At 32.6% G+C, this 24057-nt stretch carries 12 protein-coding genes; all 12 read right to left on the reverse strand.

Going from position 1 to position 24057, the window contains the following annotated elements; genetic code table 11:
• Positions 1-74: 74 nt before the first annotated feature.
• Complete coding sequence (locus tag WNY78_RS07805; RefSeq protein WP_342872638.1) at positions 75-1802, reverse strand: T9SS type A sorting domain-containing protein; 1728 nt, start codon at positions 1800-1802, stop codon at positions 75-77.
• 444 nt (positions 1803-2246) lie between these two features.
• On the reverse strand, positions 2247-5540 hold the full coding sequence (locus WNY78_RS07810) for a VCBS repeat-containing protein (protein WP_342872639.1): 3294 nt from the start codon (positions 5538-5540) through the stop codon (positions 2247-2249).
• Between the two features lie 89 nt (positions 5541-5629).
• Positions 5630-6514: a glycosyl hydrolase family 17 protein gene (locus WNY78_RS07815; RefSeq protein ID WP_342872640.1), complete on the reverse strand. Its 885-nt coding sequence runs from the start codon at positions 6512-6514 to the stop codon at positions 5630-5632.
• Positions 6515-6536: 22 nt separating this feature from the next.
• Entirely contained in the window at positions 6537-7964 is a 1428-nt protein-coding gene (locus tag WNY78_RS07820; RefSeq protein WP_342872641.1) for an MFS transporter, read from the reverse strand.
• Between the two features lie 21 nt (positions 7965-7985).
• Positions 7986-9479, reverse strand: a complete 1494-nt coding sequence (locus tag WNY78_RS07825; RefSeq protein WP_342872642.1) for a glycoside hydrolase family 30 protein — start codon at positions 9477-9479, stop codon at positions 7986-7988.
• A 7-nt stretch (positions 9480-9486) separates the two neighbouring features.
• Positions 9487-10512 carry a hypothetical protein gene (locus tag WNY78_RS07830; protein ID WP_342872643.1) on the reverse strand — a complete coding sequence of 342 codons (1026 nt, stop codon included), beginning with the start codon at positions 10510-10512 and terminating at the stop codon, positions 9487-9489.
• A 23-nt stretch (positions 10513-10535) separates the two neighbouring features.
• A complete protein-coding gene (locus tag WNY78_RS07835) occupies positions 10536-11825 on the reverse strand; it encodes a glycosyl hydrolase family 17 protein (protein WP_342872644.1) in 1290 nt (429 codons plus the stop codon).
• 15 nt (positions 11826-11840) lie between these two features.
• The gene (locus WNY78_RS07840; protein ID WP_342872645.1) at positions 11841-15302 is read right to left on the reverse strand and encodes a hypothetical protein; all 3462 of its coding nucleotides are present in this window, start codon (positions 15300-15302) and stop codon (positions 11841-11843) included.
• Between the two features lie 224 nt (positions 15303-15526).
• Positions 15527-17218 (reverse strand): glycoside hydrolase family 16 protein, encoded by a 1692-nt coding sequence (locus tag WNY78_RS07845; protein ID WP_342872646.1) that lies wholly within the window; start codon positions 17216-17218, stop codon positions 15527-15529.
• 13 nt (positions 17219-17231) lie between these two features.
• A complete protein-coding gene (locus tag WNY78_RS07850; protein WP_342872647.1) occupies positions 17232-19316 on the reverse strand; it encodes a hypothetical protein in 2085 nt (694 codons plus the stop codon).
• A gap of 19 nt (positions 19317-19335) precedes the next feature.
• On the reverse strand, positions 19336-20793 hold the full coding sequence (locus tag WNY78_RS07855) for a RagB/SusD family nutrient uptake outer membrane protein (protein WP_342872648.1): 1458 nt from the start codon (positions 20791-20793) through the stop codon (positions 19336-19338).
• 11 nt (positions 20794-20804) lie between these two features.
• Positions 20805-24005, reverse strand: a complete 3201-nt coding sequence (locus tag WNY78_RS07860) for a TonB-dependent receptor (protein ID WP_342872649.1) — start codon at positions 24003-24005, stop codon at positions 20805-20807.
• Positions 24006-24057: the final 52 nt, after the last annotated feature.

Consider the following 24057-nt stretch of genomic DNA (forward strand, 5'->3'; position numbering starts at 1 on the left):
AATTTAATTAATAAAAAAAGCGTGTCTATAAAAAATAAACACGCTTTAATATTTTTATAGATATTAAAATCTATTTATTCTTTAATAAGTCTAATAGTTTTAGAACCATTATCACTTGCAATTTTAGCAAAATACATTCCAGAATTTAATTTAGATGCATCAATTACTATTTCATTTTGATTAGGTGTTAAAGACATTACTTTCTTACCTAAAATATCATATACTACTACAGTGTTTATACTTATGCTGCTAGAGATATTCCAATTATCATTTGTAGGATTAGGATAAGCACTAAATTGAGCTGTATCAAATTCATTAACAGATAATGGATTTTGAGTTAATATTAAATTATCAAAAAACACAGTACCAGGATCTGTTACTACTTGCATGAATGCATCACATTTCCATTGAAAAAAGTGAGTACTTGCAAATCCTATATTTGTAAAATATGACATTGGTATTGATACCTGAGTCCATTGACCAGTAACAACAGCTTCTTGTGTTCCAATTTCATAAGTGTGTTCTGTAACACCTCCATTATTACTTATCATATTAAATTGAAAACCTGGTACACCAGGTTGTGCCCAATACATAAAATTAACATAGTTATAAGCAGAAACATCATCTGGTCCACCTTCTCCTTGTCCCCATCCTGCAAAACTAAAATTAAATTTCAATGCTTTATTTACTTCTGTCCCTGGATCTAAATCTGGTTCAGCATCTAATGTACCAAAACTATACTGAACAGGAAAATTAGTCGTATAACCATTCGTATCGTTATATATACTGTAAGTTTCACCATTTGGTGTATTTGGTATAGGCGCAGCTTCTGGATCTTCAACAGGTACTACATTTGTAGCTCCTGCAAAATCATCAACTAAATAAGTATCTTGACCTGTAGAACCAGCATCTGTAAAAAGAATCATTTTAGCATAGTTTCCTAAACCAGCAGGAAAATCTAAGCTTATATTTTGCCATCCCGTTCCAGTTGTATTAAATGCAACCTCTGTATCTCCAGTTGTACCAAGTTCAAACTTTAATAGGTGGTTGTTACTACCAGTTCCATTAAGTGGATTAATTCTAAAAGAAATTGTGTTATTAGCATCATCTGAAAGATTCACGTTTTGTGCAAAAACTATTTGCGCATTATCCCAATCTCCTCCTCCGCTAGTAACTTGCATAACATCATCTGTTGCATCATCAGGATCTGTTGTTAAACTTGTAACAGCTCCTTCTCCAGAAAACAACTCATAATTATCACTAAAATCTATAGGCAAAAAAGCTTCAGGTGGTGGTGGTGGTGCAATATTACCACATGTACAAGCGACGTCATCAATTAAATATGTACCTGTCGCTGTTCCTCCTCCTGCATCTGTAAAAATAATCATACTTGAATAATTTCCTGCACCAGCTGGCATATCTAAAGTAATATCTTGCCATCCTGCACCTGTCGTAGTAAACGGTTGCTCTGTTGCAGCATCTCCACCAACACCTCCTTCAAACTTTAAAATGTGGTTTCTAGTTCCTAAGTCTGTAGTTGGTTTAATTCTGAGGGTCATTGTGTTGTTAGCATCGTCAGAAAGATCTACATTCTCAGCAAAAGTAATTGATACGTGATCCCAATCTGCTGTACCACCAACAACCTCCATAACATCGTTACCAGCATCATCAATTATGCTTGCTGTTGTTCCTTCTTGGCCAGCCATCAATTGAATTGGGTCGCTAAAGTCAAAAGGTAAAGATTGTGAGTACCCAAATGTAATTGTCATGAGGGTAAACATTAAAGTAATTTTTTTCATCATAATATTAAGTTTTAATTAATTATTAATTCGAAATTAAAGTTCATCGTTAGTTTTTAACAAACTATCATAATAACTATAATTTGAATATTTGAAAAGTAAGATGATATACTACGAAATCCTAAATAAATGACGCTACAAAAAGCATACATCGCAATAAAACTTCAATTTTATTAAGAAATTATCAATTACCTCAATGAAAATGGACTATAAAAGTATTTCTTTAAATTAAAAGTAGTTAGCTATTAATTTAAAGAAAGAACTTTGTATGGGTGATGTTGTGTTAGAATATTTACTTGTAGTAGTTGAGTAAATAGAATAATCTCATGATTTCATGTGTTATCTCACATTTAGGCACTTGTAAAGAAATAGAAGATTTAAAAACAGTGTTATTTTTTGAATACTGTTTATTAAAGCTACAACAAAACAAATAAGAAAAAGGAACTATTAATTAAAACTAAAGACTGAAACTGAATCATTATTGTTAGTGATAATCAACAGATTTCTATTGCTTTGTTTTATAATCTTAACATCTCTACTATCAAATGGAAGGTGCAAACCGCTTTCTAAAGAAGGTGAATTTGTGAAATTATTGTGTCCATCATTTAATAGAACATTACCAATACCAGCATCATAACGAGTGGTTTCTACTTCTACTCCATAATGATTTCCAACAGTTAAAATGTCTTTATAACCATCATTATTAAAGTCTTTAACTAGTGAAGATTTTATAGGAGTCAATTGTGTTTGTATAGGTAATGATTTTCTAATAAGTTGACCGTCTTCGTTAATTAAAACAATACTTTCAAAACTTTGTATTTCATAAACAACACCTTCTTCTACTTTATCTTCTGGAAGTATATCTATTAGTTTAGAAGATGCAAAACTGTGATAATCTTTAAATTTTTCAGCAACATAAGGCATTTGCTGACTAGTACACTCTCTTCCTCTTAAAGGCACATAATCATCTTTATAAAATTTTGCAAGTACAATATCATTAGTTCCATTGTTATCAAAGTCATTCACGTAAGCTTTAAATGGGTGCTCTTTTGTTGCTTTGAATTTGTTATTTAACCCAAGATTTCCAATGATGTAATCATCATCTCCATCACCATCTATGTCATCAGCATTTATAGACCACCACATACCTCTTGTATTATTTAAATCATATTTATCAGAACTATTTACAAATGTTCCATTGTTATTTTCTAACATTACTATTTCCATCCACTCACCAACAATCATTAAATCATCATCACCATCTTTATCAATATCTGTAAAAACAGCATCTGTAACCATACCAATATTATCCAAATCAACAGCTACTTTTTCTGGAGCTAAAGTATAATTCCCTTTATCATTAATAAGCATATAACTACTTGCTGGAAACCCATATTTTTTAGATATAAGTCTAGTTCCAATAAATAAATCTAAATCGCCATCATTATCAATATCTGATGACTTCGCACATATTGTACTTTCATAAATATTAGGAAGCGCTTTTTCATTCTTAGTGAATTGCCCCAAACCATCATTGATATATAATCTATCTTTTAACAAGATATTTCCTTGAGCATATTCGCTACCACCACTAGTGACGTATAAATCTAAATCATTGTCTCCATCAACATCTAAAAATAATGCACCTAGATCTTCTGAGTCTTTATCTTGTTGCCATGGTTGAGATGAACTTTCTACGAAACTCTCATTTTGATTTTGTATATAAAGAACTCCTCCTTGACCAGCTGCTCCACCAATAAATAAATCTTCTAAACCATCATTGTTAACATCTGCTATAACTGTAAAAGGACCATTTTGTGAAATATTATGTGGCAGTAAAACTTCTTCTTTAAATTCATTGTAATCATTTTCTTGATGCATAAATGAAATACCTAAATCTGCTGCCTTAGCTTGCTTAAATATTGTTTCTTTAGCGGTAGGTGTTTTTGAAATAGTTTTAGCTTTGGAATATTTCGCTGTTAATTCTATATTAGCACTTACATTTTCAAACACATTGATTTTACCATCTGGCCAAATAACTTCTACTTTACTCATTTCTGTATCTTTTCCTAATCCGAAAAACAAACCAGGTTCTACAGATGATAAATAACCACGAGTTACAGTGTTTTCGGCAGTTTGTGTTTTTCCATTATGATGAATAATAGCCTTTGCACCATAACCAAATTTGTTAAATTCAGACCCATTTAATTTAACTTTAAGAAAATTACCATTTGTTTTATTTTCATAAACAAATGCCGATGCTTCCATATTGTTAACAATTACATCTAAATCGCCATCATTATCTAAATCCCCATAAGACATACCACTCGAAAAGCTTGGTGTATTAAAACCCCATTCATCTTCAACTTTTTCAAATTTTAAATGACCTGTATTTTTAAAAGCATGGTTAGATAATGGTACAGAAGGTGCCGATTTAGTCATGTCATAAAAATCCTGAGAATCGGTTTTAAGTTTTTCATACAAACCTGTTAAAAAATCATTGTTTCTAACATCTTTCTTAACTCCGTTTGATATGATAATATCTTTAAGTCCATCATTATCTAAATCAACTAATAATCCAGCCCAACTCCAATCGGTTTTTGCAATACCTGCAACATTAGCAATATCTGAAAAACTATTTCTTCCATTATTTATTTGCAACGTATTTGCCATATATTGATAATGGTTTCCAGAATTTACCATCTCATTAAATTTTTCAGAACTCATGGATCCCATGTTAGTTTTAGAACGATAATGATCATCGGAAGCCATATCTAATGTAATGATATCCATCAAACCATCATTATTGATATCGCCAGTATCTGTTCCCATACTAAATTGGGATATATGTTTTAGGTTTTCATTAATTACATTTTTAAACGTTCCGTCTCCATTATTATAATACAAGACATCTGGTTTATCATAATCATTAGCAATATATAAATCTATCCAACCATCATTATTAAAATCAGAAGCACTAACACTTAACCCATAAGTCATGTCTCTAGAAATTCCAACTTCTTCGGAAACATCTTTATACTTCCCATCATCATTTCTATACAATTTGTCTTTATAGAACACTTCACGCTTTTTAGGAATGTTTGAATACCGTTTAAATAACCTTGCATCTGGAAGTTGATTTACTTGATACATATCTAAATCACCATCATTATCCATATCAAAAAATACAGCTTGGGAAGAAAATCCAGCATCTGCTAGTCCGTATAACATAGCAGATTCTGTAAAAGTAAGGTCTTGGTTATTTATGTATAGTTGGTTTTTACGGTCTTCGGGTTTCATAGATTCCCCATTTCTACTCACATAAATATCTAAATACCCATCATTATTAACATCAGCCATTGTCACTCCCCAAGACCAACCCGAATTTTTTGCAACTCTAGATTTTTTAGTAATATCTTCAAACTTTAAATCTCCCTTGTTTAGGTATAATCTATCAATGACTTGATTTCCGCAGAAAAACACATCAGGAAGACCATCATTATTTATATCACCAATGGCTACACCAGCTCCACTATATAACTGGTTATAGTATAAATGATTTACTTTTTCAGATTCTTTAATAACATTGTTAAAATCTATTCCAGTTTTTTCAGCAGATAATAATTCAAAACCACCAACTAAAGTTTCGGGATATAAATCTCTTTGGGGTGATTTGTTGCAAGTAAATAATATGCTACAAATTAGTAGGGTAACTATAGATTGAATTTTTGTGATATTCATCTTAATTTTATATTAATTCAATTTAATAAAGGTATAGAATTACAGAAACTAAACCCAAGCTCAAAGCATTAAAAATATAGAATATGCTTTTAAAACTTCAGTATTTCATTTTTGTCCCAAAGTCCCCAATATGCACCAACATCGCCTTCCGCACCAACTTTCCATGATTCATCAAAAGATGAAAAATAGAACATATCTATATCATCCTCTTTAGACCATTGTTGAGCATTTATAAAGTATTTCATGGCATTCTCACGTGACGGGAATGAGCCTTCAAAATTGGTGCCTTGATTTGGCCATCCTGATTCTGTAATAATAACTTTTTTTCCATTAGCTGCAGTTGTAGCTTGTGCAAACATTTCTTTCATGTATAGCAAAGAATATTCTAATGGGCAGCCTTCCCAAAACGGGTAACAATTTGCAAGAATAACATCACAAGCTTCTGTAATTCTAGGTCTTTCAGTAAATTCATAATACGCATCAACATAACCCATTGGTACATTTGGGATTGCTTGTTTTACTTGTTGCATAAAATCTAGCAATTCATCTTCGGTAAGATCACCACGATACATCACTTCGTTACCAACTGCTGCAATGTCAACATAGCCTTCATTTGCTAATTTGATAAGACCAGCAATTTCACGTTTATTAATCTCTTCATCATCACCTAACCAAGCACCAACTAATGTTTTAATGCCATATTCATGTGCTATTCTAGGAATAATCTCATTACCATCTGTACACGAAAAGGTACGAATCCATTTCGCATATGGTTTTATAATTTCAATACGTCTACGGATTTGTTCTTCGGAAATTTGATCACCAGCAGATTGTCCTTCAACATAAGGACTAAAGCATAAACCATGTATTCCGTCGTTCAAAATATTTTTGAATAAACCTTGCAATTCATTTTTGGATTTCTTAGCAAGTTTGTCTCCTGCTAATGCCATTATCTTTCCTGCTCTAACTGACATAAATTATACTTCTATAGATCTTTTAAATTTTATTTTCTGCTTTACGCTTATCTAATTCTTTTCTGGTTTCACCTGCTCGTTCTTCGGTAATACCATAATTACGCATGATATACATTGCTAAAAGAGTACCAGCCACTGGGAAGAAACAAAAGAATGCATGTAGTCCATCTACTGCAGATTGTTGATCTGTAGTAGCTAAATCTGGATTGAAACCAACAAAACCAATAATAACTCCACTTAATGCTCCAGCAATAGCAAAACCAACTTTAACCATCCACCAGTAAATAGCGCCAAAGATTCCTTCTCTACGCTTACCAGTATTGAGTTGATCAACATCAATAATATCTGCTGTCATAGACATCATTATTGTAAATAAGCTACCTATTCCAAATGAAAAGAAAGGTAGTGCTATAATGTACATCCATGGTTTTCCAGGAACAAACAAAAACCATAATAGTATATATCCTAAAATTGAAATGCCTTGGGCAATTAAGAATGCTTTTTTCTTACCAAAAACTTTAGATAACCAAGTCACAACTGGTATAACAATAAATGTTGTACCTAAAGCTCCTAGACATCCAAATAAAGAAACCCAAATTCCACTAGCTGCTGCATCACCATTAAATAATTTAAAGACAATTACGAAAAACGTAAGTGCTGCAACCGTATTAAATGCATTAAAAATTAAAAATGTAGCGGCACATATTTTTCTAAATTCTTTAATTTTAAACGCTTCAATAAAACTGTAATAAATTTTCGTTAAACTACTTCCAATATTTGCGATGTTTAAAGGTTCATAATCTTCATTAAGTGTTGATTCACTTTTTATAAATAATGCTGGTACCATGGCACAAATTGCGCAAGGAATAGCAACCCAAATAGATAATTCTCTAACAGCTTCTTCTGCAGATGGAAACCATTCTGGGTCATACATAATCACCCAAAACCAAGGTGCAATAACCCAAGCCCATTGCCCAATAAATTGTGCAATAGCCATAATATTAGTACGTTCATGAAAATCGTCACTCATTTCATATCCCATTGCAACATAGGGTACACTAAATAATGTGAGTCCTAAATAAAAAACAAGAGACCATAAAAAGAAATACCAGAAATTAAATTGTAATGAATTTTCCTTAAAAAGTTGCCACATTATAATATAAGAAATCCCCATAACTACTCCACCTGCTAGGACATACTGACGTCTTCGTCCCCATTTAGATTTAGTGTTATCAGATATAAAACCCATAATTGGATCTGTAATTGAATCAAATATTCTTGGTGCAAAGAAAATAACGCCCCACATCCAACCAGGAAATCCCAAATCTTGAACTAAAACCACCATGAATATTCCCATAATTGCAGGAAACATTTGGTTGGCAAACATACCAACACCAAATGCTATTTTTTGACCCATAGGGACTTTAGAAGTCTTTGTTAAGTTGGACATAATTTTATTCGTTTTTGTAATCTAGTTAGTTGGTATTACTATCGTTTGAATCGCTTGTTCACTAATTTTAATGTTTATAGAATTATCTCCTAAGTTTAACACAAATTCTTTAGCTATAACACCTTCATTAAATACAACTACAGCAATAGAACCATCAGGATTTTTAGCAGCAGTGACCATTAATGAATCATCAGTTTTTTCTACACCAATTATCATTGCATTAGGTCGAATATATCTACTGAAATGTGCCATGGTATAGTATATTGGCGTAAAATAGACCTCGTCATTATCTGGATCCACAATTACTGGAGCTACACACCAATTTTTAAACCAGTTTGGGCCACCTTGTTTATCTAAAACCATATTCCAATCAATCCAACCATCTACCCAATTATTTAAGCAACCTATAATATCTCTAGCATAACGGTTTACAGGTGCATATTTTGGGTGTAAGTGTTTATCTTTTTCTGAAGCCCAATCCCAACCCCAATCTGTAGATTCTTTAGACCAATACCAAGCATCGTCTTTCCATTTTGGGATTTCTGAATCGACACAACCTTCGGTTTCTATTAAATATTTGTTTGGTGCTTTATTGTGTGCATATTGTAAATCTTCTGGGAAATAATCATACGTACTCTCATACCAATGCACAGCTAAACCAGCAAAATATTTTGAAGAGGCTTCATCTTTATACATTTCATCTACCCATTCTTTTATACCTGCTCTATTTTGGTCATATCCCAAAATATTTACATTACTATATCCATCAGCTTCTAATTTTGGACCTAAATGATTTTGTACAAAATCTGTTTCTTCTTCTGGAGTAAAGTGCATGCTTTCCCAGTTATTACCATTTCCGTGTGGTTCATTAACTGGTGTTAATCCCCAAATATCAATACCTTCAGCTTTGTAAGCATCTAAGTATTTAGAGAAGTATAATGCAAAAGACTCATAGTATTCTGGTAGCAATTTTCCGCCGACATACGCTTTATTATCTTTCATCCAAGGTGGTGATGTCCAAGGAGAAGCCACAATACCAAAACCCTCTTTAGAAACAGCCATCGCGTCTTTAATCATTGGTATTAAATCATCTCGATCTTCATCTATTGAGAAATTTTTTAATTCGGTATCTCCTTCATCTGGAGCATATGTATAATTTGTTAGAGAAAAATCACAAGACGCAATGTGAGTTCTTGTTAGTGAATAACGAGCACCAGACTCTCCAAAGTAAGCTTCAATAATTTTATCTTTATTTTCTTTACTTAATCGGTTTAATAATGATGCAGAAGATTCGGTAAATGAACCTCCTATTCCTGTAATTTTCTGGAACGTTTCCGAAGGAATTATTTTTATAGTATCTGAATTTTCTATGGAAGGAAATTTTGTAATTTGAGTCAATTGGTTTCCGCTTGCAGATGTTTCATAAACTTCAACCTTTAAGGGTTCTTGTTTTTTTGAACAGCTCATGATCGTGAATACTAAGATTAGATATAAACTATTTTTAGCTTTTTTCATATGCTTTCTAATTATTCGTTTTACTTACATTTAAATACGTCTCTTTAACAACATTAAAAACTTCTTTCTTACTTCTATCAATGTCAACTATTCCCCAATATTCTTCATTAGGTGTTCCGTCATAAGGAATCCCAGTACTATTTGGCGCAAAACCACCAATATCTTGTCGATCATTATTTCCAGCTTTCCACCAACCATCTGTAAAAGAAAATAGCGTAACACCTGAACAAATTGCTTGATTATCAAAAACTTCTTTTAAAATATTATTTGCGGCATCTGCTTGAGCTTTTTGATTTTCTCCTTGTTCATAACCAGCTTTAGAAATTTGCATATAGCTATCTCCTCCAGTCTCTGATAAGTACATCGGTTTATTACTTATAGCTTCCCATGCTTCAAAAACGGATTTTGGTTTATCCCATCTGTAGACATTCATTCCCCAAACATCAATATTTGGACTCATAGATAATGCTAAAGCATCTGGCAAATCTCCATGAGCTGTTGTTGTTGGATGATTAGGGTCATTTGCATGTATTAAAGCTGCAGCATTATTCATCAATTTATACCAATTTTTAATATCATCATCAAACCATTGTGGATGGTAATTATATTCGTTACCTAATTCCCACATTAAGATTGCACTGTGATTTTTGTAGGTGTTGACATAGTTGATAAATGTTCCAGATTTAATATCAAATTTGCCACTTTGATTATATCCAAAACCAATGATTACTTTAATTCCTGCTTGGCTAATTTCATCTAAAACCTGAACATCATCTATAGGAGCATATACTCTAATCGTATTAATACCAGCTTCTGTCATTAAAGCTAAATCTTGAGTAAGTGTAGCAAAACTCCTTTTGTTTGGACTTCCTTTTGGTACTGGATGATAGCAAATTCCTTTGATAATATAAGGTTGATTGTTTACTACCAAGGTCCTATTAGAAATTTTCATTTCATTACTATTAGAAGCGTATCCACAGCTTATTAAAACACTAATAGAAATCACAAAAAGTAATCGTGTAAACAACTTCATAATATATTTTTTCAACATTCTATTTATCTTTTATAATCTGTATTTGGCACTAAAACATCTTTTAATAAAGTATTTATATTTCCATTATAAGTTTTGGTAATTGGTTTTCCATTTCTTGTTAAACCTTTAAAAACACCGTTATCAACCATATTCCAAAGGGGATATTTTGCTTCACCTTTTAAATTGATTAATCCAAAATGATTTTCTGAGCCTTCTGGGTTTTCTGCATCTTTCCATTGTTCATCAAAAGCTTCAAAATAGAAACATGATATACCTTCTTTTTTAGTCCATTTTCTTAAATGATTATAATATGCTCCTTGCTTGTATTGGTCTGTTGCTCGAGATCCATTTATTCCGTAGTGACCATTAGAAATGCTAGCCCAACCGGTTTCACCAATGTGAATTGTTTTTGTAGAATCTACACTTTTCACATACTCTGAAACATTTTTATATTGTGTTTTAGCAAAGTCTAATGCACGCAACATTGCAGCATCTACCTTCTCAATATCTGATAAACTTTGTTCATTGTCTGCTACTTTCCAAAACCCTGGATTGTAATGAGAGTTATGATAGGCATACGTATGCATAGACACATAATCAACAGCCTTAATAAGATCTTCTAAATCTTTAACCCGATAACTCGGGTCTCCTCCACCCCAAGACGCATAATCATCTGAACATGTTATCCATAAATCTTTAGGTAATTCTCCAGACTTTTTAAGATTTTGTAAATGATTGACCCATTTTAATATCACATTTGGTCTAACAAAATAACTGGTTGCCCATCTAATCATAGCTTCGTTTCCTACTGCAACAACCTTTACAATATCTGGATATTTATTTGCTAAGGCTACTGCTCTAGTAATCTCACCTTCATTTTGGGCGCTTTCTACATCGTGATTAGGAGTTTCATCTGTCCAAGCATTTAAACAATCTATCCAAGCACCAAGCATGACGTACATTTCAAAATTTGGGTCTTCTTTTTTTAATTCAGTAATCGCTATTAATATATTGGAAGCATGAGGTAAATTGGGCTGAACATTATAGGTTCTAATCATTCTAATTCCCATGGCATGCAATAACTTCATATCATCTTTCAATTCAGAAATTGTAGGTTGTACATCTCTACTTTTAGCTCTATAGCCTCCATATGAAATTGCTGGATAATCTGGATTTCCTAATATATCTTTTGCGCTCAAATTTGGTTGTTCTTTTAGAGTTGATGAATTATTTTCTTTTTTAGGGGTATTGTTACATGAAACCACAAGCATTAAAGCAAAAACATATACTACAATTTTCATCTTTTTTTTCATGATTTTCATACTTACTTACCTCTTTAATTCAACAATAATATGATTAATTTCACCTGTTCTATCAAACAGTTTACGTGTTGTTTTTTGGTCTAATTTTAATGTGTTAAATTCTATCGAGTCATCGGTATTAAACTCAACACTAATTTTGTTTTCGTCTGAAATTTTATAAATAACTGGTACTTGGCAATACGTGAAACAAAGCGAACCTTTTTCTAATTGTAAGGTCTTAATTTCATTATTTATATCTGTATAAGTAAAGTCTTGCGATGTTGATAAAAATTCATTTGTCCTTAATAATCTAGGATTAAATAGTAAAACTCCGTTTTTAACAAAAACACCTAATTCTCCAAATCTACAAAGCACATCTTCTTTAACTTGTCCTGTCATTCCTGGTTGTTGCGCTCCTTTACCTGCTGGTGTGTGAGAATATGGATCTGTAGGGAAAGCACCATACAACTCTGGTGATTTGTGTACACCAATACCTTCGTTAATTTCGTAATAGTGTTCTAGCAATCTTCCAATAATTTCTTCAGATTCGTTTTTAGCTTGTGCTAATAAACAGTTTTCTTGAACCGCTAAAAGCAGTTTAGAAACCATGTGCCAATAAATTGACCCTAAACCTTCATATCCAAAGAATGTTCCTGATCTTCCAGTAAATGATTTATGGTCAAATAGCTCTTCAAAAATAGCCAAGAGCACGTGTCTGTCTTGTTCAATTAAATCGCTATATGTTTCTTGAGGAAGTTGAGTTAATGCTAGTTTTAAACTTTCCGCATTATTAAAATTACCATTAAAATGATATTGACCTATGACATCTCTTTCTATAATTTGCGTATTACCATCTGCGATAAGTTGTTGTAATAATTTTGATTTTTCAACAGATGCTGATGGAATATTATTTTTATCTGCAAAGCGAGATAATTCTTTATTTGGATATAAAATATAACTGTATTGATCCTCTCTAAAAAGTGCACTAGATTTTAAAGCATCCAATAGACTTAACGCTTCTTTTGGCTCTAAATATCCTGAACTTAAGACAGCAACTTGTCCTTCTAACATTTCTGATAAATAGGAAATAGAAACTTCTTTATCATTTTCAACAGTCATTAAATTGTAGGCATGATATAAATTATCATCTCTTTTATTTGCTGAAATTGTATGATCTAAATATTGTTTCAATAGGTTGAAAAAATCTAATAAACTGTCTTTAGAAATGGCTCCTTTATCACTTGTAAAACCAACTTCATAAATCTTTAGTCTATAATTACTACCTGCTGTTCCAAGACCATCTAAAATGGTTTTCCTGTCTGTGTTTGACACTTTACCAAATAATACGTTTACATTATCATTTAAGGTTGAAACCACTCCTTCAAAGAATGTTTTTAACTCTATTGAAAGATTGTATTCAGTTTCTGTTGAATTCACAACAATGCCTTCAAAGAAATTGATAAATCGTCTGAGATAATACAAGGTGACCATTGAGACACCATTACCAACTAAAGCGTTGTTAGCATCATTCCATTCTGGTCGTTGGGTATTTAACCAAATTCCGCCTTCGGGAATAAAGTTAGATACTTTAGCTAAAACCGTAGCTAGTAGTTTTTCTATTAAGTTGACTTTATGAATGAAGTAGTTTTTGTCTCTTAATAAAGCACCATCTGCACCTAACCTTTCTTTTACGAGATTAATTTTATCGTGTAATTCGTAATCAAAATCAATCGTATCTTTAGGATTTTTTAAGGTGTCTTGATAACTCTTAATTTTGTAAGGCACGTTTGCATATACAAACACATCTTGTGTAAAACTAGCAGATAATTTTTTAGGATAATGCTTCTCAATAAACTCTAAAAACTTAAGTAAGTATATGATTTGGTGATCTCCCCAATATCCAATGTATGACCATGGATCATCTTCTTCTATAGCTTCCCAATCAAATCCATCTTTTGTTACTCTATAAGGATTGTAACCTTCAAAGGTCGTTGCGTTTAAAAACTTATGAATCATACCTTCCATAAAAGCAGGATATGAATGTGCAAGTGTTTCCCAGTTTTGAAAAATATCTCTCCAATTACCTTCGTAATCTAAAATTTTAGAACCATCAACTTCACTGCGTGTATTAATAGAAAACTTATTCCAAGGTCTACTTGGGTCTCCATGTCGTCTACTAAATTTTAATGGTAAATATTCATAACACAATCTTTTAAAATTTTTATCTTCATCCTGATCTGCTATGTTTTTAATGAAATCTACATTAAATAATTCTGGTAAATTATCTAAAATGTCTTCTTTACTTTTTGATACTTTTTTATTGGCTTTAGCCATATATTTCACAAAATCTTGTTTTTCAATGTTATAATCATCATCAAAAATCCCACCTCTCATAATATTGAAAAGCGTGTTTGCAAAATGTCTTGTATTAATTAATTTGTCATCTCCTAGTTGAATACCATCTGAAGCTCCAACCAATTCTAAAAGGTTCTTAGTACCAGCATCTATATCCTTTTGTACAAGTGCTTCGAGATTAATTTTACTTTTTATTTTTTCTGAAATAGAATTAATAGCGCTTATGGTTTGATTAACGTTTGCTACAAACATCCAATTACTTTCACTATTAGGCGCAAGACTTAAATCCTTAGAAATAAAATAAGCCCCTTTTTCTGCTTTGATATCTTTTTCTTGATGTATTGTTTTTCCTTTTCGGAAATTTTCAAGTTGCAAAGACGATATTAAGTGTGTAGGATGATCTAATCCTGAAAACCAAACTGTATTAGCTTTTAACGCTTCACTGGGTTCTGCTTTGTCAACTATAATTGCACTTAAGGCGAAGATACCTATTCCAGAATCTGTTTCTAATTCGCACTTTTTATATGCATCAATTAAGTTACTTGTTGCATTTTGAAAATCTGAAGCCAATCCATAAGGCAGAATATTTTGAATTCCGTCTAAAATAGTGACATCAACTTTTTGATTTGAATTATTTATAATATTAGCTTTCCTAACAAAACCAAATTGATCACTTGTGCTCCATTGGTATCTAAATGTGAGTTTTAAATCTTCATTTATTTCTTCAAAAAACACTTTGTTTCCGTAGTTATTCTTGTACAAATTTCTTTTTATGGAATACACGCCTTGATACCTATTTGAAAACGGTTCCCATAAAAATATTTTACCTTCTCTATGAACTTGGATTATGGTTTTGCTACCAGTAGTTTCTAATGATTCAGTTATTTTATCATCTGTATAATATGGAAACAATGCATTATTTGCATCTTTTCTTCCTGCAGTTAAAGCTCCATTACTAGATATAAACATCCAGTGATTAGAATTACTAACAAGACTCATAAAAAATGGTCTCATTTTATCACTGTTAGAAATTTTGTAATACACTTCATTATCAAAATTCACTATGTCTCCCTTAACTTCATTCTCATGAAAAGAAGCTAGTTTATTTCCTATATATATTGGGTGATCATTCATTGATTTAGTTGATGGCTTTGCACTTATGTTTTGAGTTACTGTTTCAGGAATAATTAAAACTAAAAGATCTAGATTATTAATATTTAACCTAATGGTTTAGTGTTTTCAATGTATTTGAAAAAGGCTGAGCAACTCACTCAACCTCTTTCAAATGATTCCTCATTTTGGACAACTCAATGAATTATTATTTTAATATTATTTAATTTCTTTTTATAAACTATTGATTATTGATACACTCTTACATAATCAATTTCCATTGTATCTTCAGTAAACGCTGGATCAATATCTCCACCTAACGATCCACCCATAGCGACATTCAGAATAAAGAAAAAGTCGTTATTAAAAGGTAAATCTGGTGTATTAGCAACCGTATGAATTATGGTGTCATCAACTAAAAATATAATTGTATCTGGCCTCCATTCCATGATGTAATTATGAAACTCGGTTGTTGATGTTGTCAATTGAATACTTGATGAATCACCAGCTCCAGGTGAAACTGCAGGATGATGAACAGTAGATAAAACTCTGTTTTTATCCTGTCCTGTTTGTTCCATAATATCCATTTCACCACAACCAGGCCATGTATTTGTTTCGTAATCTGCTCCTAGAGTCCAAATTGCAGGCCATGTACCTATTGAAACAGGTAGTTTGGCTCTTACTTCTACTCTTCCGTATGTAAAATCATATAAACCTTCAGATTTTATTCTTGCAGAAGTATATCCTCCTCCATCTGCCTTAGCTGTAATTTTTAAGAAACCATCTTCTACAATTACATTTTCAGCATTACTTGTATAATCCTGTTCTTCTCCATTTCCCCAGCCATTATCTCCATTACCTAGGTCGTAAGTCCATTTTGTAGCAACTGGTGCACCATTTACATCGAACTCATCATCCCAAACTAAATTGTTATAGTTTGTATTAAATTCTTCAGAAGGTAATGTTGTTGTAAATTTTTGATACCAGGCTAATACAGGATTTGCATTATCATAAAATCTCACATATAAATAATCATTCTCTATTGCTAAAATTTCATAAGAAGAAACACCCGTATAATAACCCATGAAAGCATCATTGGTAAAATTCATTACTGTACCTCTAGGTTCTGGGAAATCAGGATCAGCAACTTGTGACCAATCAGTAGTAGATGGTGCTAAAGAAACTTGACTTTCTCCAGAAGTATCAAATTCAAAACACGTATCTGCAAATTCATCAAACGTTTGCCCAACAGCAGAACCACTTGCCCAATTGAAAAATGTTGTACCATTATTATTTTGACTATATGAAAGGTTTTCATCAGCATTTAATGAGAATGAGAATGAAAAATCACAAAAGCAATCTGAATTACTATCTCCACATTTACCAAAGGCAGCAGTAGAGTCATATTGAGGAAACCAATGTCCATTAAGAGCACCATCATCACCATTATCTTGAGCTAGTGTTGGTCCTACACCTAAATGGCCATCTTCGTCTAATTTAGGATACCACGTTTTAGAATTACCTACTCCTCCACTTAGCAATATTTTAGCTTCTAAATCATTGAAAGAATTAAAGACTTCAATTTCGATGGATGTTGTTGTGGAGACTCCTCCCGTTCCAATAGCAGAAATAATTGCAGTGTAGGTAAAAACACCTACATTTTGAGTGTAAGCATGTCCAGCAGCTCCAGAGGAAGCTACTCCGCTTTCTCCATCTCCGTAAACAAAACTATAACTCAATGCATTATCTGCTGTAGCAGTAAAATTAACTAAACCACTACCATCACCAAATGGATTTTCAATATCTGTTCCAACCACTTCGGCTGTTACGACCAAATTTGAAGGTGCTATAATATCTCCAATGTCTCCTTCATCTTCTTGGCAATTCACAAAAAATGCCATTGTTAAAATTAAGGTTATTACTTTTATTATATTTTTCATATTAATTTTTTTTCTATTGTTTTACAAGTTTGTATTGCCAGAAAACGCCTGCTCCTGCTTCAATATATACGTTTATTGTATTTGCATCTGCAAACGAAACGTTATATGTAATTGAACTAGGCACTGCTACGTTTGGTAATTCACCTTGGTTATTGGCTTTAGATAGTCCTAGGTATGCTCCTGTACCATTTAAGGTAATAGTACCTCCTGCTTCATCATAAGTAAAAGTTGCAGCATTAGAACCATCATGTGGCGCTACAGGAACTCCACAAGCATCTCCTCCACCTTGCCAAGGTTCTATCCAACTTTCTGCTCCTAAGTTATTTGAGAAACTACCGTCTGCTCCAAACACATATGTATCATCAAAATAACATGCTCTTTCTGCAACACATCCGTCGTCACAAGAGAACCAACTAATATCACCTACTGCTGGTCCAACTCCAAGTGATCCTGATTCAGATGCCATTAACCAAGTTCCAGTTAAAGGATTAGACGTAGAAGACTCTCTAACCATCTTATATTGCCAGAATACTCCAGCTCCCGACTCAATAAAAACATCAATTGAATTAGGTCCTGTAAATGTTACATTGTAAGTTATAGAACTTGGTACAGCTACATTTGGTAATTCTCCTTGATTATTTGCTTTAGCTAAACCTAAATAAGCTCCAGCACCGTTTAAGGTTACAGTACCTGCTCCATCGTTGTATACATAAGTTGCCGCATTTGATCCGTCATGTGGTGCTACTGGTGCTCCACAAGCATCTCCACCTCCTTGCCAAGGCTCTATCCAACTTTCTGTTCCTAAAACATTGGTAAAAGTTCCATCAGAACCAAAAACATATTCATCATCATAATAACAATCTCTTAAAGTCACACAATCTGCATCACAAGCAAACCACTGAGTATCTCCAACTGCTGGTCCAACACCTAATGATCCTTCAATTGGAGCCATTTTCCATGTTCCTTCTAAACCTTCAGGAACGTTACTTGGTGCTTTATAGAAATAAAAATTATCAATAAAAACGACATCTGAAACGCCATCTGAATCTATAAGTAATTGAGTGATTTGATTTGTATTCGCTAAACTCCCAGCGTCAAAACCTGTCATATCAAGGTTTATACTTTGCCAAGAACCTGCTACTGTAGTTCCTAAAGATTGCTCTGCTTCTCCACCATCGATTGTGTTTACTATTTTAACTAGTAGTTCATTTGTCGCTCCTGAAGGCACCCAATAATCAATGTGTAACATTTCCATAGAAGACACATTAATACCAGTATCATAATTTGATACAATTCCCAAGAAGTCTAGATTTGTGAGTTGCCATGCATTATTTCCATCTACTGTAGTTGCATTAAAATTAGTACTCGACCATGATGTTGGTAATTCGTTTAGTGTAACATTTGTATATGCATCACTAAAAATAGAAACAACATCTCCAGCATCTCTAGAAGGAGGATTTGGTGCTGCGGTTAAAGGAGCTAATATTTCTGTAACTACAAATTCTTCTGTGTATGTTGTAGTTTCAACTGCTGCACTAAATGCTGTTACAGTAATTGTATATGTGCCAGCTTCTTGATATATAAATGATACAGTATCTTCGTTGTTTACCATCATTGGAGTAGATCCTATTTCACCAAAATCTACTTCATGTGAGATTGCAAAATCTGCTGAAGGCGTTACATTTACTTGTCTAGATATTGCTGCATCATTTTCTATAGTCACCATCAAATTTTCTGGTGCTTGAAATGACACCACTATTTGTTGAGTCACAGAAGTTGATAAACCATTTAATCCATTTCCAGTAATCGTTGCCTCATAAGTACCTTCTTCGTAAATATGGTCTATGCCATTACCTGCTTGAATACCACTTGCATCGTCTGATCCGTCTCCAAACCCAACGCTAAAATTAGTAACACCCTCACCTAATGGTGTAATTGTCACTAATCCAGTATTATCTTGAGTTACTACTACGTTTGCAGAGATATTAGTTGGTGCCTCAATGCTATCAACAAAATCATTGTTGTCATCATCTTGTGCACAGCCATAAATAGCTAATACCAAAAGGCAAATACTTAATACATACTTTATAATTTTCATATTTTTCAATTTTTATTTTTTAATATCCTGGATTTTGAGGCCAACGGTTTCCTGCTAATTCGATTTCTATTCTAGGCAGAGGGAATAGTGTATTCCTATCTGTAAATCCTGGTATTGAATTAGTTTGACCTGTTCTAACTTGGTCAAAAAAGCGATGACCTTCACCAACTAATTCTAAACGTCTTTCTAATAGTATATCTTGAGTCAAATTAGTTCCAGACGTTTCAACATCTTCTAATCCTGCTCTATCTCTTACGAGGTTAAGATAGTTTCTTGCCTTTACATCATTAAGACCGCTTCTATTGAAAGCTTCAGCAGCCATTAATAACACGTCTGAATATCGAATTACTCTATAGTTATTACTGTGTGTTAAATTAGTATCACCAGCATTTGCTTCAGCATATGGAATATACTTTTTGTTGTAAAACCCTGTATAATCAACCTCATTACCTAAACTAAAAGTAACGTTAGGTCTTTCAGCAACAAAAGCCTCCATATTCAATATTGAAGCATCTCTTCTCAAATCTTCCGAAGAAAAAGCATTATAGACCTCTGTTGTTGGAGGATTAAAAGCAAAACCTTTCGTAAATGGCCCAAAGTTACCACCTGTAAATCTTGGTCCCATGAACCCAACTGCAACGTTACCTTCAACACATTGAAAACAATCAAAACTTCCACCTTCACCACCAAAATGTTGAACTTCGAAAACTGATTCTACATTGTTTTCATTAGAGTTTAAAAATATTGTTGCAAAATCATCTACTAATTGATATTGACCTGAAATTACTATTTGATCTAAAGTACTAGCTGCTTCAGGAAACTTATCTTGATACAAATATATTTTCCCCAATAAAGCTAAAGCTGCTCCTTTGGTTGCTCTTCCGTTTTGACTTTGTTGCCAAGGCAGACTCTCTATTGCTATTAGTAAATCTGCTTCTAATTGCGCATATACTTCTGCTTTTGGCGTTCTATCAATTGACTGTGTAGCATCAATAGATATTCTACCGTCAACATATAAAGGAACATCTCCGAAAAACTTAACCAATTCAGAATAGTAGTAAGATCTCAAGAATAAATTTTCTGCAAGTAATTGATCTTTACCTTCAAAATCAATATTATTTTGAAATTCAACTATATAATTAGCACGACTAATTCCTGCATACATAAATTGAAATATACTTCTTAATGCACCATTATCTGGTGTATGTATCATATCATCAATTTGTTGCCATTCTAAAACATCTGTTGGCGATTCTCCACCACACAAACTATTATCTGATGCTATTTCTCCTAAAATATTATTAAGATACGTTGTTGTCAATAAATCGTAAACTCCTACGAGTGCATCTTCATAATCTGACTGAGAGTTGAAATAACTTTCAGAGTTCTGTTGACCTTCTGGTAAAATATCTACATAATCTGAACATGAAAAGCATGTTATGATTAGTACTATCGTTGCTATTTTTTTAAAATTCATAAGTCTTAGATTTAAAATGAAATATTAACAGTTGTTGTAAACGTTCTTGTTTGAGGATATTGTCCTAAATCAACACCAGCTCCTAAAGGACTTGCGTTTGATACATCTGGATTATAACCTCTATACTTAGTAAACGTGAATAAATTATTAACTGCAAAAGATATACGGAAAGTATCTAAATTAAGTTTTTCTGAAACTGTAGGTGGAAGTGAATATCCTAATTGAACATTCTGAATTCTTAAATAAGAACCATCTTCAACGAAAAATGAAGAAAACAAATAATTATTAGACGCTGTATTAGAAGCTCTAGGAACTGTATTTGATGTTCCTTCACCTGTCCATCTATCTGCATAAAAACTTGGTTTGTTACTGTAAGTAAGGAAACGCTCATAACTACGAGCTATATCATTTCCTATGGATGCATATAATGAAGTCCCAAAATCAAATTGTTTGTAATTCACATTAAAATTGAATCCCATTGTGACATCTGGTATTGGATTACCAATAACGGTTTGGTCATCGCTACTTCCATACTCTATAATACCGTCGCCATCAACATCAACATATCTAATATCTCCAGGACTCGCACCTGCTTGGAATGGAGCATCTAAACCATCAATGGTTCCATCATTATTTGTATCTGTATTTAATGCGTCAATCTCTGCTTGGTTTTGGTAAATCCCATCAGTTTGAAGTCCGAAGAAGACACCAATTGGTAATCCAGTTTGGAATCGAGATGTTGTTTGACCTAAACCGAAAAGTCCTCCTGGAATAAAACCTGCTGCATTATTCACTTGCAGTGCTTTATTTTTAATACTTGTTAATGTATAACCAACACTAACATTTAAGTCGTCACTAAGGTCATGACTAAAATTAAGACTTAAATCAATACCTTTATTTTCTATTGTTCCTGCGTTTACAAATGGTGCTGAACTTCCTCCTGCCACTGAACCTAAAAGTCCAGAAACCTCAGGTACTAATAATAAATCTTCGGTAGTTTTTTTATAATAATCAACCGTTACATTAAGTTTACCATTAAATAAACCTAAATCAACACCAATATTTGTTTGTTTATTAGTTTCCCATCTTAAATCTGGATTAGCTAATGCACCAACTGCATTTCCAAAAGTTAATAAATCATTAAAAGGATAAGTAGCTTCTCCAGTAGTTCCTTGTAATAGACCTAACCATCTATAGTTACCAATTTTATCATTACCTGTAATTCCCCAACTTCCTCTAACTTTTAGTTTGTTTATAAAATCTACATTGAAAAAATCTTCATTAGTTACTACCCAACCTGCTGATACAGATGGAAAATTACCAATTCTATTATTAGGCCCAAATTTTGTGGAAGCATCTTGTCTTACCATGGCAGACAATATATACTTACCTTCAAAATCATATTGCAAACGTCCAAAAAACGAATACCATCTATTCTCATTTCTTCCATCGGCCGAATACACCAAACTTGAAGTTATAACATTGTCTTCTAATTCAATAATTGAATTTGAATTACCTAAATAAGCATTACCCCAAACTTCAGGGCCACTATTTAAAGGTCCTCCTCCAAAAAATCCTTTATATGTTTCACTTCTAATAGAAGAACCTAATAACACATTAAAATTGTGTTTATCATTGAAAGACTTACTGTAGTCAATAAAATTCTCCCATGTGTAATCAAAAGAATGTTGAGTGTTTTCTGTAACTGTACCAAAAAGATCTCGAGAACCGTTATTATTAGTATCTGTATTGAAAGCTTCTGGATTATTAACATCTAATTGAACATTATTCACAACTTTTCCTGCTCCATAGTAAGCAAGCGGAGAAAATGATCTTCCACCAAAGTTTGAATAATTAAAATTAAGTCTTGATGTTGCTTTAAAATTATCTAGCACATTATATTCTAATTCAATTTTACCTGTAAATCGATCAGCATAACCTTCATTAAATGTATTATTTATAAGTGCAAGTGGGTTTATAATTTCATTACCCTGTTCTGGTCCTATATATGCATATCCTCCAGAAATATTTGATGGTGTAGAATCATCAAAAACCGGAGTTAAAGGCGAAGCATTCAATCCATAGTACAAGGCTGAACCTCTTCCTCCTTCAGGGATTCCTTTACTTCTAATGTTAGTATATAATAAAAATGTATTTAATTTTAATTTTTTAGAAACATCAACTCCTAAATTGTTCTTAATGGTCCATCTTTGATAATTAGATTTATCACTTGCTATTATTCCATCTTGATCAAAATAACTAGCGCTAAAACCATAAGTTGTAGTTTCTGAGCCACCAGTTATACTTAAGTTATGATTAAACATTGCCGCTCTTTCAAATAACTCATCTTGCCAATCTGTGTTTGTATCCAAATTTTGCAAGTTAGGATATGGTAATGGATTACCATCTGCAGCTTCTGTTTCATTAACATATATTGCATATTCCTTATTATTAAAAACATCAATTTGATTATCTGCTTCTTGTATAGTATAATACGTGTTGTAAGAGAATTTTGTTTTTCTGTTTTTCTTACCAGATTTTGTTGTTATCAATATAACTCCATTGGCACCTTGTACACCATAAATTGCAGAACTCGCATCTTTAATGACATCCATCTTTTCGATATCATTAGGATCTATAATACTCAAGTCACTACCAATGTTAACACCATCAACAATAACTAATGGAGAGTTATCACCATTTGTGGTAATACCTCTAATTCTAATATTGAGAGATGCACCTGGAGAACCAGAGTTTGCATTAACTTGAACACCTGCTGCACTTCCTCTTAAGGCTTCTTCAATTCTTGTTGGGTTAGTTTCAACAATTTTTTCAGCATCGATACTTGAATAAGCACCAGTAACTAATTCTTTTCGTTGCGAACCATAACCAATTACTACCACTTCATCAAGTGACTCTGAATCTTCAATAAGTACTACAGTTAGAGCATTTCCATTTTTTACTACTACTTCTTGATCTTGGTAACCTAAATAGGAAAATACTAAAATAGAATTTACTTCAATATTTTTGATTTCGAAATTTCCATCAAAATCAGAAGAACCACCTTTAGCAGTATTCTTTACTAATATATTTACTCCAGGTAAAGGTTGTCCAGAAACTTGGTCTGTAACTGTTCCTTTTATTGTTACTTCTTGCCCAAAAGCAAAACAAGTAAAAACGAAAAACAATAAGGATAAAAGTTTTGTTGTCATATTATATAGTTGTTATAAGTCAAATTTATAACACACAACTACTAAATCAATA

The organism is Psychroserpens sp. AS72 (assembly GCF_038900375.1).
Lineage (GTDB): Bacteria > Bacteroidota > Bacteroidia > Flavobacteriales > Flavobacteriaceae > Psychroserpens.

Coding starts and splice junctions, on each gene's coding strand:
- WNY78_RS07830 (WP_342872643.1), bottom strand. CDS start 10,512: ATGAAGTTGTTTACACGATTACTTTTTGTGATTTCTATTAGTGTTTTA.
- WNY78_RS07840 (WP_342872645.1), bottom strand. CDS start 15,302: ATGAATGATCACCCAATATATATAGGAAATAAACTAGCTTCTTTTCAT.
- WNY78_RS07825 (WP_342872642.1), bottom strand. CDS start 9,479: ATGAAAAAAGCTAAAAATAGTTTATATCTAATCTTAGTATTCACGATC.
- WNY78_RS07820 (WP_342872641.1), bottom strand. CDS start 7,964: ATGTCCAACTTAACAAAGACTTCTAAAGTCCCTATGGGTCAAAAAATA.
- WNY78_RS07860 (WP_342872649.1), bottom strand. CDS start 24,005: ATGACAACAAAACTTTTATCCTTATTGTTTTTCGTTTTTACTTGTTTT.
- WNY78_RS07815 (WP_342872640.1), bottom strand. CDS start 6,514: ATGTCAGTTAGAGCAGGAAAGATAATGGCATTAGCAGGAGACAAACTT.
- WNY78_RS07850 (WP_342872647.1), bottom strand. CDS start 19,316: ATGAAAATTATAAAGTATGTATTAAGTATTTGCCTTTTGGTATTAGCT.
- WNY78_RS07835 (WP_342872644.1), bottom strand. CDS start 11,825: ATGAAAAAAAAGATGAAAATTGTAGTATATGTTTTTGCTTTAATGCTT.
- WNY78_RS07805 (WP_342872638.1), bottom strand. CDS start 1,802: ATGATGAAAAAAATTACTTTAATGTTTACCCTCATGACAATTACATTT.
- WNY78_RS07845 (WP_342872646.1), bottom strand. CDS start 17,218: ATGAAAAATATAATAAAAGTAATAACCTTAATTTTAACAATGGCATTT.
- WNY78_RS07810 (WP_342872639.1), bottom strand. CDS start 5,540: ATGAATATCACAAAAATTCAATCTATAGTTACCCTACTAATTTGTAGC.
- WNY78_RS07855 (WP_342872648.1), bottom strand. CDS start 20,793: ATGAATTTTAAAAAAATAGCAACGATAGTACTAATCATAACATGCTTT.